At 33.2% G+C, this 15,647-nt stretch carries 10 protein-coding genes; 1 reads left to right on the plus strand and 9 read right to left on the minus strand.

What is annotated here, in order from left to right:
• Positions 1-17 precede the first annotated feature (17 nt).
• Positions 18-1,877 carry an amidase domain-containing protein gene (locus tag AA076_RS13650; protein ID WP_001125611.1) on the plus strand — a complete coding sequence of 620 codons (1,860 nt, stop codon included), beginning with the start codon at positions 18-20 and terminating at the stop codon, positions 1,875-1,877.
• 266 nt (positions 1,878-2,143) lie between these two features.
• Here AA076_RS13650 and AA076_RS13655 read toward each other — a convergent pair whose 3' ends face one another.
• From AA076_RS13655 to secY2, 9 genes are all read right to left on the minus strand, one after another.
• On the minus strand, positions 2,144-2,704 hold the full coding sequence (locus AA076_RS13655; protein ID WP_000088195.1) for a cysteine hydrolase family protein: 561 nt from the start codon (positions 2,702-2,704) through the stop codon (positions 2,144-2,146).
• A 167-nt stretch (positions 2,705-2,871) separates the two neighbouring features.
• A complete protein-coding gene (gene sasF / locus AA076_RS13660) occupies positions 2,872-4,779 on the minus strand; it encodes a cell-wall-anchored protein SasF (RefSeq protein WP_001151900.1) in 1,908 nt (635 codons plus the stop codon).
• 241 nt (positions 4,780-5,020) lie between these two features.
• Positions 5,021-6,379, minus strand: coding sequence for an accessory Sec system glycosylation chaperone GtfB (gene gtfB, locus AA076_RS13665; protein WP_000593153.1), 1,359 nt, complete (start codon positions 6,377-6,379; stop codon positions 5,021-5,023).
• Complete coding sequence (gene gtfA, locus AA076_RS13670) at positions 6,372-7,880, minus strand: accessory Sec system glycosyltransferase GtfA (RefSeq protein ID WP_000158433.1); 1,509 nt, start codon at positions 7,878-7,880, stop codon at positions 6,372-6,374. The genes gtfB and gtfA overlap by 8 nt, the downstream gene beginning before the upstream one ends.
• A gap of 17 nt (positions 7,881-7,897) precedes the next feature.
• Entirely contained in the window at positions 7,898-10,288 is a 2,391-nt protein-coding gene (secA2, locus tag AA076_RS13675; RefSeq protein ID WP_000680947.1) for an accessory Sec system translocase SecA2, read from the minus strand.
• On the minus strand, positions 10,278-11,237 hold the full coding sequence (asp3, locus tag AA076_RS13680) for an accessory Sec system protein Asp3 (protein ID WP_000916742.1): 960 nt from the start codon (positions 11,235-11,237) through the stop codon (positions 10,278-10,280). Before asp3 ends, secA2 begins: the two co-directional genes overlap by 11 nt.
• On the minus strand, positions 11,215-12,783 hold the full coding sequence (gene asp2 / locus AA076_RS13685) for an accessory Sec system protein Asp2 (RefSeq protein ID WP_001137474.1): 1,569 nt from the start codon (positions 12,781-12,783) through the stop codon (positions 11,215-11,217). The genes asp3 and asp2 overlap by 23 nt, the downstream gene beginning before the upstream one ends.
• Positions 12,773-14,326: an accessory Sec system protein Asp1 gene (gene asp1, locus AA076_RS13690; protein ID WP_000873197.1), complete on the minus strand. Its 1,554-nt coding sequence runs from the start codon at positions 14,324-14,326 to the stop codon at positions 12,773-12,775. The genes asp2 and asp1 overlap by 11 nt, the downstream gene beginning before the upstream one ends.
• Before the next feature lie 10 nt (positions 14,327-14,336).
• Positions 14,337-15,548, minus strand: coding sequence for an accessory Sec system protein translocase subunit SecY2 (secY2, locus tag AA076_RS13695; protein WP_000916119.1), 1,212 nt, complete (start codon positions 15,546-15,548; stop codon positions 14,337-14,339).
• Positions 15,549-15,647 lie beyond the last annotated feature (99 nt).

Here is a 15,647-nt window from a genome sequence, read left to right on the forward strand (position 1 = left end):
AAGGGAGAATACGAAATATGCCTAAAAATAAAATTTTAATTTATTTGCTATCAACTACGCTCGTATTACCTACTTTAGTTTCACCTACCGCTTATGCTGATACACCTCAAAAAGATACTACAGCTAAGACAACATCTCATGATTCAAAAAAATCTAATGACGATGAAACTTCTAAGGATACTACAAGTAAAGATATTGATAAAGCAGACAAAAATAATACAAGTAACCAAGACAATAACGACAAAAAATTTAAAACTATAGACGACAGCACTTCAGACTCTAACAATATCATTGATTTTATTTATAAGAATTTACCACAAACCAATATAAACCAATTGCTAACCAAAAATAAATACGATGATAATTACTCATTAACAACTTTAATCCAAAACTTATTCAATTTAAATTCGGATATTTCTGATTACGAACAACCTCGTAATGGCGAAAAGTCAACAAATGATTCGAATAAAAACAGTGACAATAGCATCAAAAATGACACTGATACGCAATCATCTAAACAAGATAAAGCAGACAATCAAAAAGCACCTAAATCAAACAATACAAAACCAAGTACATCTAATAAGCAACCAAATTCGCCAAAGCCAACACAACCTAATCAATCAAATAGTCAACCAGCAAGTGACGATAAAGCAAATCAAAAATCTTCATCGAAAGATAATCAATCAATGTCAGATTCGGCTTTAGACTCTATTTTGGATCAATACAGTGAAGATGCAAAGAAAACACAAAAAGATTATGCATCTCAATCTAAAAAAGACAAAAATGAAAAATCTAATACAAAGAATCCACAGTTACCAACACAAGATGAATTGAAACATAAATCTAAACCTGCTCAATCATTCAATAACGATGTTAATCAAAAGGATACACGTGCAACATCATTATTCGAAACAGATCCTAGTATATCTAACAATGATGATAGCGGACAATTTAACGTTGTTGACTCAAAAGATACACGTCAATTTGTCAAATCAATTGCTAAAGATGCACATCGCATTGGTCAAGATAACGATATTTATGCGTCTGTCATGATTGCCCAAGCAATCTTAGAATCTGACTCAGGTCGTAGTGCTTTAGCTAAGTCACCAAACCATAATTTATTCGGTATCAAAGGTGCTTTTGAAGGGAATTCTGTTCCTTTTAACACATTAGAAGCTGATGGTAATCAATTGTATAGTATTAATGCTGGATTCCGAAAATATCCAAGCACGAAAGAATCACTAAAAGATTACTCTGACCTTATTAAAAATGGTATTGATGGCAATCGAACAATTTATAAACCAACATGGAAATCGGAAGCCGATTCTTATAAAGATGCAACATCACACCTATCTAAAACATATGCTACAGATCCAAACTATGCTAAGAAATTAAACAGTATTATTAAACACTATCAATTAACTCAGTTTGACGATGAACGCATGCCAGATTTAGATAAATATGAACGTTCTATCAAGGATTATGATGATTCATCAGATGAATTCAAACCTTTCCGTGAGGTATCTGATAGTATGCCATATCCACATGGCCAATGTACTTGGTACGTATATAACCGTATGAAACAATTTGGTACATCTATCTCAGGTGATTTAGGTGATGCACATAATTGGAATAATCGAGCTCAATACCGTGATTATCAAGTAAGTCATACACCAAAACGTCATGCTGCTGTTGTATTTGAGGCTGGACAATTTGGTGCAGATCAACATTACGGTCATGTAGCATTTGTTGAAAAAGTTAACAGTGATGGTTCTATCGTTATTTCAGAATCCAATGTTAAAGGATTAGGTATCATTTCTCATAGAACTATCAACGCAGCTGCCGCTGAAGAATTATCATATATTACAGGTAAATAAGTATTATATTAAACCCGTAAAATTTATAAGTATAAACAAGGAGTTCGGACTTAAACATATTTCTGTTCATAAGTCCGATTTCTTATTCAATTAAACCCGAGGCATTCAGTTCGAACGCCTCGGGTCGTTTTATATAAATATATTATTTTATGTTCAAATGTTCCTCATCATATCCGTTTCAATTGCCATCTCACACATTTTATAAATATGAGCAAATGTACTTATTCTCAAACATTACTGCCGAGCTTTAATTGACGTTATATTAACTATAAACTACTTTTCCATGACTCTACGGATTCAATGTCACATGAGCGTGATAAAATTTGTTCAATAATAAAGTCATGTTTATCATCTGATCTATCACCAACAGCATCTTCTAAAACAGTAATATAATAGTCTTTATCTACACTTTCTAATGCCGTGCTCAATACAGCTCCACTTGTAGAGACACCCGTTAATACTAAATGATTAATATCATTTGCACGTAAATAAACTTCCAAGTAACTACCTGTAAATGCGCTAAAGCGTCGCTTAGAAATAATCGGCTCATCTTCTAGTGGTGCTAAATCTTCAAGTATTCGTGTAGATGCATCTGCTTCAGTAATCGCATATCCTTGAGCTTTAATTGTTGAAAACACTTTATTACTCGAGGAGACATCATTAAAATGCTTATCTAACACTAAACGTATGAAAATGACTGGTATTCGATGTTGTCTTGCTGCTTCAATTGCTCTCTGATTCGCTTTAATAATATTTTTTATTCTAGGTACACTACTCGCTATACCTTCTTGCATATCCAAAACTAATAGCGCCGTTTTTCGAGACATCTTCATTCTCCTTTACTTGTGTAGTTCTAAGTCGTTAAATTCATTATAACGTTAAAATGATGGACAATCTATTCATTGCATTTTGCATATACTTCACAATAAATTAAGGGGAAATAAGACGTCTTATATACTTAAAAAAATATATAGATGCTCTTCCCCCAATATAATTATGCTTTATTTTTCAACTTATTGCGTCGTGATAACCAAATCATTAGTACACCCATTGCACCAACAATTACAGATATCGGCAACCAATGTTCTTTTATCGTTTCCCCCGCTTTAGGCAAAGATACATTACCATCAGCATTTAATAATCCACTTAACAATCCATTACCTTTACCAAGTGTTAACGTCTTTTCTGGCTTTGGTGTGGGTATATCTGGAATACTGTCTAATAAATCTGATCCTTGATTCATTAAATTTGCTAACTTATTTAAATCTGTCGTTTTCCCATTTTTATTCAATCGATCTAGTAAACTTGGACGATTTACTATTGGTGATAAAATATAATCTATATCTTTTTTCGTTTGATTGAGTCTCTTTTGTAAATTCAATAAATCATCCGCTTTACCATTCAATGCCGATTTAACTAAATTAAAAATTTTATTTTGATCTGTTTCTATTTTAGTAATTAAATCTGCCAGTAATTTTGCCTTTTGTCTTTCTATACGTGTTGCTAAAATCGTTTCAATTGCTTGTTTTTTATCTTTGGCATTATTCAAAATTGCTTTTAATATATCATCTGAAGACGTGTCGCCAGTTGATGCAAAATGTTTCTTCAATTGGTCAACGATTTGGCGATTTGATAATCCTTTATTCGTCCAATCTTTAGCCAATTTATCTGCTTCAGCTTTTCCTAATTTCGTTTGTAAAATTTGAGAAATCAATAGCGACTTATCTTGTGATTGATCAATCAATGACGTTAATAAATCATCACTCGTTGTCAGAGATAATTGATCAATATGACGAGTAATTTGATCTGCAATTTGTTGATCTGTTTTACCATCAACACGTATATCTTTTAGAATTTTAACTGCCTCGTCTTTATTAAATATACTTTCTAAAATGCTTTGTGTAGCATACTTTTTATCATCAGTACGTGCAAGTTCTTCCAAAATAATATTTCGTTGACTTTTTATACGCTCTTTCGTCTTATTTACTTCGCTCATTAAGTCTGATTTTTGATTTTTAGGAAGTTGCGTATTTGCAATACGTTGATCTAAAGATTGTAACGTATTCAGTTTATGATATGTGTAATGTTGCGTTGAGGCATTACTTTTAGCTAATTTTTCAATCATAGCATGATTAATTTTATCGCTTCCTTGTAATTTATCAGTGAGTCGATTACTATGGCTTTGATTCTCTTCATTTGAAAGGAATTTATTTAACACAACATGTCCAGAACCATCATTATTTGGCGTTTTAGCTACTTCATGATTATTATCTGTTGTAGACACTGCTGGATCTTCCGATGTATCTTTCGATGCATCTTTCGATTTGTGTATTTGCTGATTCAAATGGTCTAGGTCTTCTAACGCCTTATTTACCATTGCTTCATCATTTTTATCATCTTTTTCTCCATGTTTTGTTGTAGCCGTTTGTGACATATCATTTTTCATTGCATTAAGATCGTCCTCGCCACTTTGTTGACCCCTATCAACATTTGAAGAAACCTCATTTAAATCTTTAAGCAATTGATCTAATTTACTGTCTATATCACTTTGACCGTTCATTTCAGTGTGAGAACTTTTATTGTCTTTGCTATCCAACTCATTAGCTCGTTTTATGATTTCATCTATTTGCGATGCTGTTTTCGCTTCATTTAGTTGTGCTTTATAATGTTCTTTAGATGAAGCCGATAACTGTTTTAATTGCTCAATTTGACGAATTGCCTTGTCAACTTTGTCTAATAAATCTTGCTTAGATAATATCTCTTTTGTAATTTCAGTATCCTTTTCAGATGCAGCTTGGGCATCGTACGGCAAGATATTCGTTAAAATGATACTTGTCGCCATCATTGTCGAACACGATAACTTTACATATAATTGAAACGGTTTCCCTCGATATTTAGCCATCAACATACTCCTTCCTCACTTACTTCCTTCAAAGAATTACATACTATTATATACCTGTTTACAAGAAATTTACACTTATCTATCTAGTTATTGTTGTTAGTAATTATCTACTTATTACTTAGCTTATATTTAAGTAAACAAAACAAGCATGACGTAATATCATATTGTCCATGTCGCTAACATCATATTACGTCAAATCTTTTATATTAAATGATGTTTTATTTTAGACTGCTTTTTCCTTTTAGCTTTCGAGCGCCTGTTTAAAAACTTGCTCGAATTGTTCACGCGAGATTTCGTGTGCATGTGCTTTTTGTGCTAATAAAGCATCTCGAAACTGTTGTTGATCTTTCAAACTTTCTAACATTTGTATTAATTGGTCTTTACTTTCCATTGTTATCTCATCATTATGCTCAAATAAGTGCTCTGATAATGTTACTTTAGCATGGTGTGCGGTTTGACGATAACCTAAAATCAACAACTCATAGTCAAACGCTTGTTCCACCGCATTTAAAATTTCATTACCCTCATTGATATCAAGATAAATATCACATAACTGGTATAGTTCATTTACCCTGTCAATATTAATAGATGGGTATAAATGCACATTAGCATATTGATCAAGTTGCATTAGCTTATCAGACATCTCTGTAATAGCAGCGATGTGAAACTTAAAATCTGGTAAAGTTTCAACCAATACCTTGATGTTACGAAGTTGATCCGAGTTAGTTAATATTACAATTTCTTTAGTATATCTATTACGACTACGATAGTTATATAGATATCCGCCTTGTAAAATACGAGATTGAACCTTTGCGTCTGCTATATTGAGCATCGTTTCATATTCGTTTTTATCTGGAATAATAATATTACAATGTCGTTTCATATCACCTTTACACATCAATTGCATATTTCCCGGGACATTACCATTACAGTGTTCTTGCCATACCAAAACATCACTACCTTTTGATGGCAAATTATATAACACTGAAAATGGTAGGGCTAGTGAGTTAATAACGAAATGATGTTCCGTAATTTCAAGTTGCTTGATAAAAAATAATGCGAATGCGAGCTTTGAAGGGAAAAAGTAAGACTTCCCTTGCCAATCCAATATGACATCAGATGTTACAAAATTTTCATAAATCACTTCTTTACCTTCTGCTGTCATATATTTCTTCAAGATCGCTTTACGATTTAAATCGTAAACAGTTTGTGCAAATTTAATACCATTCTTAGAATAATAATCGACAAATCGGACACGTTGTTGGTCATCAAACCATTCGACACGACTAACAATTCTAGGGCGCTCTCCACTTTGATAAAATATTTTACCTCGTAGACGTCCCATATCATTAATTGTAGCCGAATTGTTGTTACCTTTAATTTCCCAAAAAGCTGGTACAGTAACCTGATTAAAAAATCGTGGTTTCATATTTTCTGTATTATGATTATCTGCAAAAAATTGATACGGTGATATAACATCGTCCGGTAAAAAGCCATTGTCATTGAGTACAATTGTTAAATCTTCTTCCAACTTACTGGCTTTAAAAGACTCATATAACTTTCGTGAATGATCGTTAAAGTAATCAAATAATTTAATCATGTAGCACCTCTTGAACTAATGTTTCCCATTTTAAAATAATATCTTGAGTCATAAATTGCTGTGCCACTTCATAAGAGATGTCATGTGGTGTCTGGGGACCATTGTTAAAATACATTACAATGGCATGAGCTAGTTTTGCGATAACATCATCCACACTATCTTCGTCGGTATCAAAAGGTACCAAGTAGCCATTTTCCCCATCTCGAATAAAGGTTGGGTTACCATAATTCACATTTAATCCAATCATACCTAGTCCTGAGCCTACCGCTTCCATTAGTGTTAACCCAAAACCTTCGCTAGTTGATGCAGAAAGAAATAACTCATAATCATTATAAATTTCATCAAGTTTAACATGCCCTAGTAAACGAATATAATCTTGTGCGCGGTGTGTATCAATAATTTTACGCAGTCGCGTCTTCTCGCTACCTTCTCCATAAATATCAAATGTTAATTCTGGCACTTGTCGTTTAGCCACGATAACCGCTTTGACAAGCCAATCAATATGTTTCTCATTCGCTAAACGAGATGCACTAATCATCGCATATGGCTTTCTTGATAATGTTGGATATGATAATGCATCAATGCTTCCCACAGGAATAGTATAAACACGTGGGCGATAACCTTGATATTGCTCAAATTGTCGACAAACCATATGATTTTGAATATCTGTTGCTGTAATAAAGAAATCAATGTATTTAGCTTTTGAAAATTGATATTCATAATAATTGTTCCATAGTATATGCTGCTCACTCATCATATTATTACTATAATGATCAGCATGAATCACAACACCAACTTTACTATCACCTTTATGCTGCAAAACAGCCTGACCAATATCAGAAGCGCGGTCTAATATGACAATATCGTCTCGGGTTAAATTCAATCGTTGTAAAAAGTATGCAATAAATTCCGTTTTGTTATACAACACCGCATCTTCAAACACATATATAGAGCTGTCTCCATCAATATATTCGTTATAAGCGATGGAACCATCTTGATTATAAAATTGTCGCATATATAATTTCGCTTTATTATCAGCTGGTGCATAATACTCAGAAAATATGCGCGTATAACTATAAAAATCTTTACGTACTAACATACTATTAATTACAAATTCTGCACGATCCACAATATCTTTTTGTTCATTTTGCAGATAACATGTTACAAATGATGATTTCCCATTAAAATATAGGCGGACTATCTTACCATTTCTTTCTCTAAAACTAATGTCATGACCAAGCTCACGTTCAATGTCATCTAACGTGTACGTTGTTGGTGCTAAAGAAATATCACTAAAATACTGATACAACCAAATAACTTCTTGATCTTTAAACCCAATGTTTTGCGTTAATGTCTGTATGTTCTCTGACTGTATAAAATCTAAAAACACAAATTTAGTGTCTTGATTTGTACGTCTCAATAATTTAGCACGGTAAGCTTGTGCATATTCAACACCGCTACTCGCCCAGCCTATACCAAAGTTTATATTATATATTGTCATGCGCTACCCCTTTTCATTTATGGAAAATGTATAACTGGCATACCCTCTTTATCAAATGTAATCATGCTTTGACAAATATTTTTCACCATTCTTTTTTTGATATTTCGTGTCATAACTTCAAATGAATCTAAGGCAACTCTATGGTATTCAAAAATAGCGTTACGTTGCCCATTTTGTCGTTGATTAACGCTTGCTTTTAATTGTTGTAAATAGTCGACTTGTTCTAACCAACATGAATCAATTGCTTTCAAAAAGACTTTTTGAACGAAAATATTATAATAATATGCACTTTGCATGTTTTTACGATTCAAAGCTAATTGCTTTTCAAATTGCTCTAATAAAAATGTCACTACTGCTTGCTTATCTTTAAAATTAACACAAGCCACATCTTTATTAAATTGGAAACTTAAATTTTGATAAATATACTCGACAACACGCGATTTTGTTAGCACCTTTTCCTCATTTACAAACATTTCAAATACATCTTTAGCTAACGCTTTAAAATCTTGATTCTCAGCATCATCTATTTCTAAAACTCGATTGCGTTCCTCGTATACAAGATCTCGCTGTATACTAATGCTTTTTTCAAATTCATTAGCCATTTCACGAGCTTTAACCCCTTGTTCTTCCGAGATACGCTGCGCTTTAACTACAATTTGCTTAACTTTGCGATTAAACAAATTACTTTGCGATAATCGTTGTGCATCTAATGAATATAATTGATTATTTTCCGCTAAATTACTATCGCTCCATCGCTTAACTAAATAATCATCTAGTGAAATATATATACAAGATGATCCCGGATCCCCTTGTCTACCAGAACGACCACGTAATTGCCTGTCTACACGGCTATTTTCCATATGTTCATGAATAATAACAGCTAATCCACCTAATGCTTCGACACCTTCACCAAGTTTAATATCTGTGCCTCGACCTGCCATACTAGTCGCAACAGTCATGGAACCAATTTGCCCTGCTTCAGCTATCATCTGCGCTTCTTTTGCAACATTTTGCGCAATGAGTAAATTATTAGGAATATCCATTTGGAATAATACTTTCGAAAAGTATTCAGCCGCTTCAGCAGTTCTCGTTATGAGTAAAACCGGTCGCCCCGTTTCATGAAGTTCAACTATATCATGAATCATCGCGATGTTTTTCTCATCAACTGAACGAAACACTTTATCTGGTTCATCGATACGTTGAATCGCTTTATCAGTTGGTACTTGTACGACTATTTTTGAATACAAATCAAAGAACTCTGATTCGCCTAATTTTCCTGTAGCTGTCATACCTGAAAATGATTCAAAAAGTTTAAATAAATTCTGGAAGGTAATTGTTGCCATAACACTTTTATCTGTTGAAACCTCCATACCTTCTTTCGCTTCAATAGCTTGGTGAAGTCCAGCTTGCAACTTAGTTCCCGGTAACATACGACCTGTAATACGGTCAATTAAAACAATATCACCATTATATACAAAGTAATCGACATTAGATTCAAACAAATATTGTGCGCGCAGTGCTAAATTAATATTACGCACTAGGACCATCGCTTGTTCGCTATATAAATCTTCAACATTAAAGTATGATTGTGCCGCTTCAATACCTTGATTTAACAGCCATATTTCTTTTTTGGTCTTCTTCATTTTAAAATGCACGTCTTCAATCAATGTATCTACAAACTCTTTCACAATATGAAATAGATTTGATTGTAATCTTGGTGCACCCGAAATAACTAATGGTGTTTGAGCAGCATCTAAAATGATTGAATCCACTTCATCAATAATACCGTAATTTAATTGTGGTAAAAATTTCCCTTCCGCACTATCAGCCAAATTATCAATTAAATAATCAAAACCGAGACGTCCATTAGTTGTATATATAATATCATGTTCATATATATTACGTTTTTCCCCTTTTTGATACTCATAATCCACAATATCAACAAAACCTAATGAAGCAGTTAAACCTAACCATTCATATAATGGTTGCATCTCTTCAAAATCTCGCTTCGCTAAATAATCATTCGTTGTAATTAAATATGTTCCTTTTCCCGAAAGAGCATTTAAATATAAAGGCATCGTTGCCGTTAATGTTTTACCTTCGCCTGTTTGCATCTCCGCAATGTTACCTTCATGCAATACAATCGCTCCGATTAACTGAACTTCTTTAGGATACATACCTAATACTCTCCAGCTCGCTTCACGTGCCACTGCATAAGCTTCAGGTAACAATGTATCTAGTGTATCAACTCCTGATGCTAAACGTTCTTTAAATTCTATTGTCTTTTGTTTTAACGCATCATCAGAATATGATTTAACTTCATCGCTCCATGTATTGATGCGTTTCACTATTTTTCTAATCGACTTTAGTCTTAATTCGTTTATCGTAACATCTAGTTTATGTTTCATTTACTTCCCCACCATTCAGTTTCGATACATCTAAGTAATCTAAAAATCGTACTGGATTCATTAAACGTGACATATAATTTAGATGTTTGTCTTGCTCTTCTTTAAAATAAACCTCGACATTTGTATCTTTTAGTTCATGATTTCCTGGGACATGTTCTGTAAGCCATCCTTTTAAATCATCATCTTCATGGCTTGTACGATACACTTTGCAACCCAAATGCTGAGCGACATAAGTTGCAAAAACATTTGACTTTGACCCATAACTAATCAAATTAATAGCCTTTAGGGTATCTTGACTTTGCAAATCATTCTTTAGTTGCTTAATATTTCCCTCGATATTGTCGTCCATCCAACGTTCAACGAGCCAAACATGACCAAACAGTTTCAAAAAATCATTCGAAATAGTTGGATAGGTGTCAGATGGTTCTGCAATAATGACATTGATCATATCATTTCCATATTGGTCATCGCCTATCTTCGTCACCCGCATGCTTTTATACTCTAAATCATATTGATGCGTCATCTCTGTGATTGTTAAACATCTAAATATAAGACTCGTCGATGCTGCATTCATCATTTTTATTTTATAAGCATAGGCTTCATCAGGATATTGAATCGTAATACTATTTGACTTTACAATCTCAGTACTTAGTTTTGTGCCATTTTTATTATAAAAAATGATGATAAAATACACTGAACCAGCAGGCGTTGCATCAAAATCAAAATGCAATTTATAATGCTGTCCTCTACGCAAAATTGGTAAACTTGGCGCACTTTTATATTTTGAAAATTGCTTTAACATCAACCACTCATGAATCGGTAATCCAGAGGGCATCAAAGGATTTATAAAAGTCACTTCACCATTTGAAAATGATACTTTAGAGCCATACATAAATGTAGTTTGTGAAATATAATTCCAAGTAACTTTAAATGTTTTGTTTTTCAGCATGTTGAACTCTCCCAAACTTGTCTTCCAAAATAATGTTGTAAAAATTAACAAACCAACTTGCAATGGTAGGTGAATCATCATTATGTCGCCCAGGAATACTGCGATTCATCACTCTTGCTTGGTGTGCTGTCAATACAGGTAATAGCTCTTGAAATGCATGTGGATCATAATCATCATGTTGCATATATGCTATGGCAAAAACAGTTTGTGACAATGATTTCTTTTGAAATGTTTGCCAAAATTTTTGATTTAATGCCTGTATCGACGCTTGAGATGTATCACCTTCATTAGACACCAGGACGTCTAATGCTGTACCGAACTCTTCTGGTCTAAGTAATCGCATATGTTCAGCAATCGTTCCAATATTAACAAGTGGTTTACCAACAATAATTGCCTGAGGATTTAACTGAGCACCATAATACAAGGCACCAAATGAACCCATAGATAAACCAGATAATATTAATTCATGTGATTTAAAATTCAGCTTTTCTAATGTCTCGTCAATAACATTGATAATACCTTGTTCATATTCAGATGAACCGATATAAAAACTACCACCTTCAACACGAGGATCGCCGATAAGTAAAAACGGTGCATTCATACGTTTCATCATATAATATCCTTCGAAACCTTCCGCTGTTCGATAACCACTAAAATATACGTTTAGTGGCGGTTTCATATCACCAGGGTGGAAATAATAAATAAATTCCTGTCGTTGACTATCTACGAAACGACTACCACCAAGTAAAAATTGACCCATGTCTAATCTAGACCATCGTTTGTGTATAGGTCCTAAATGTACCGTCCCGTTCCCACGCGCCTTAACAGTTACACTTATATAAGCATCAAATGGTTTCGCAGGTATCTCTAAAGGACTGTCTAACATATCATCAGTCAATACGATTTGTTCAATTAATGCACCATCAGCGCCAGTCTGAATCAATCTAAATGTATATTGCAACTCGACCGCACCATCAATATCAAATTCTGGCCATATTTGAATGACTTTATCTTTATCGTAAACGAGATTATTTTGCCAAGATGCGATAGGTTTAAATTCTTTCCCAAATTCTCCACTCAATGTGAGCTCTGAATTACCTTGGTAAACGACATCTCCTTTAAAATTCGGATGCACAAGTGCTAACTTAGGAGAAACCTTATCTCCATACTGTCCTGAGAAGCTAACTGCCTCTAATTTATTATTACGTTCTTCAATATTCCGGTAATGTAATGGTTGAACAACGTATTTTTGGACATTTTCGTCTTGTTCATATTCAACTGACCAAAATGATTCATCAACATACGTATTGTATGGTTCGCTTATCATTTGTAATAAATTCGTTAATGTCTCCGAGTATGGTGCTTGAATATAGATAAAATCAAAGCGCCCTTCTGCTTCAACAATCGCTTCAATAGCCTCTACATAACCACTATCAAATTCAAACAATCCAATATCGAAGTAATCCCAACTCACACCTTTTTTGTGTTGAAAAATAGGTTCTAAATCGTCTCCTCCAATTTGCAAAACTCTAAATTTACGTGGCATCATTTTCACCTTCTATTAACTCATCGAGCTGATTAATAATATTCTTAGAAGCATATGCATCTATTAATTTTAAAGAATAGGCGTACGCATAATTCCAATTTTTCAAATAAAATAAATAATAATTTAACGCATCATCTAATTCATCAACTGTATTTATAATACGGCCATTGTCATAATCAGAGACGTAATCTGTTTGTTGACCATTAATTTGTGGAATCCCAGCGCTAATTGCACTAATTTGTAAATACAAGTCAGGTTCTTTTGACATATCTATCACAAGTCGCAACGTCCGCAATGCTTCTACAACATCATGTTCAGCATGTATCGTCTTAACAGCAATGATGTCATCTTGATCTTCAGGTGTCATTAATGCTGAAACATTAACATCCGCATTCTGTTTAGCTTGGTATTCCTCATTTACCGACGTAATACATTCACGAAGCCACATCGGTATGTCATTTTGATGGCGCGATAATAAAATTAAACGGTAATAATCTTCCTGTGCGATATAATCCACAAGTCGTTGCATCATTTGTTGCAAATCAGCGTCACTCATACCATCTATCCATACACCTATAAATGTTTCCATCAATTGACTACTTATATTAGGTGATTGTCTCGTTTCAAATGGTGTGATTCGAATCATTGTATTCTCCCGCTGATACTTCTCTTGATGACTAATTAAATCACGTTCTAGTTGCACACTATCAACAATTAAATGGGCATTCTTTACGATAGATTGATATTCCTCATCTGACACAGTTTCATTTCTATTTTTAAAAAATGAATAACTTAATGATTTCGCTGGAATATGATTGGCTATTTGTCGATTGTGCCTAGCATCTGAAGCCACAATCACATGATCATCTTCATGTATTTGTTGTGCAATCATTGCTTGAAATTTTTCTTCAATTAGTTGAGCCATATTGTTATATTCTGTTTGTTGATAGTGATGTTGATATCTTTTTGAAACAGTGACTCTGCCATTTTTCAAATCTTCATGAAGTACACAATCTCCATTAATCGTTAAATATTCTTGGTAAGAAGCCTCTCCCTGATCATCAAAATAACGTATCGCTGATAAATAACCTCTGTCATCAAAAATATAACGCCGTTGTAACTGATCTCTTTCAAATTCTTCAAACCAAATTGAATACCCTTCTTGACTAAAATAAATATTTGTATAGGTCTGTTCACTCGTCACACATTTTAATAAATACGGTGTGTACACAAACTCAACATCATCCGGCCATTTTAAGTGATGATAATTAATCGCTTGTGGCGCATGGTGACTGAATCCTTGAATTTCATCAAACACAGACGAATACTTTGTCTCATATAAGTCATATCGATGTAAAAATGTTCTTAAATTTGGTGCATGATTGAGAACAATCAGTTGATAATCTAAGTCATTTTCAAGGTGCATTCCCATTAAACTAATCATATCGTCAAATTCCGTCTTATTTTGTAGTTGATAATACGGCACAGTCGTGTCTTGCCACCATCGTTGGTCATCGTACCAAGCTGGAATAAAGTATTTCATAATTACCTCCTTACCAATACTGGTTTAAAAATGGCTTATATTTATCAAAATATAAATATGTACGAATTGTTTCTGCAATATTAATACTGATGTAAACTAATACAATCAGTTGTACTGAGAAATAAATTTCAGTAGATAAATGCGGTACAAACAATGTGAAATAAAGCGGTATACCAATAATGACTGTAACTAATGCCAATCCAAACCAACATACGCGTCGTGCTTGATAATTTAAATAACGTTCTGTATCCTTACCAGGTTTAACTCCTGAAAAATAATTGCCACTCTTTAAGAAATCTTTGGATTTTTGTTTAGTATTGATTAAAAATCTCGATAAAAAATAACCCAATAACATTTGAATCACTAAATATACTGAAATACCTACTGGACTATCAAATGTCAGCATTGGCATGTCATCTGATATGCTTTTATTAAACATAGATAAAATAAAATGAATGCCACTTTTTAAGAAAACAAAAGCTGAAATACTCATCATTAAAGTAATACTGCCTGCAGGGTTAACTTTCCAAGATAAATAAGATTTCATATTTGTTGCGGAAACGTTCATTAAATCGATATATGGTATTCTCACTTCTACTAATTCAATAAATAATAAGATAAACAATGTGATTATCACAAGGATGATTAACAACGCAATCACAATATGACTTGCATCTATATATTCCATTTTTTGATGCATCATTGATTTAATAATACTAACCATTACAATCGGCATTGGTCCTGCGATGCCGTAGCGACTATTTTTGTCAGCTAACCAAACTAATAACATCGTTCCAGTAACCAAAATCAATATTGTTAAGTAAATATTGTCTTGATGAACACGTTCTTTCGAAACATATTCATGAATCACAAAATAACTTTGAATAACACTTAAAATTAATGTTAAGATGCGCTCTTTATAATGCTTCTCAAGACTTGTTTGTTTCATGTATTTATCCATATTCCGATAAGAAATCAGCATCAAGATAATCATTGATGTTAACCACGGACCTAATCCTAAAGTGAAAATGTTTAAAGTATTAACGTCTCCACCCATATTAGAAATAGCTATTTTAAAAAATGACTCATGTTTTACTTGCATATCGTTATAGGAAACGATGGAAATGTTTGTGCCTAATATATAAATAAACAAGATAAAACATGTGTATAGCATACGTTTATATATAATTTTATATTCGTATTGTTGTAAAAGTTTTAACATGTTGCACCTCTTTTATATCAAAAACATTAAAAAGACTAAGGGTTCATCACTAATTATTAAAATCCTATATCGATTTTTCTAGTGATTGGTGCCTCAGTC

The sequence above is a fragment of the Staphylococcus aureus genome (genome assembly GCF_001027105.1).
Taxonomy (GTDB): Bacteria; Bacillota; Bacilli; order Staphylococcales; family Staphylococcaceae; genus Staphylococcus; species Staphylococcus aureus.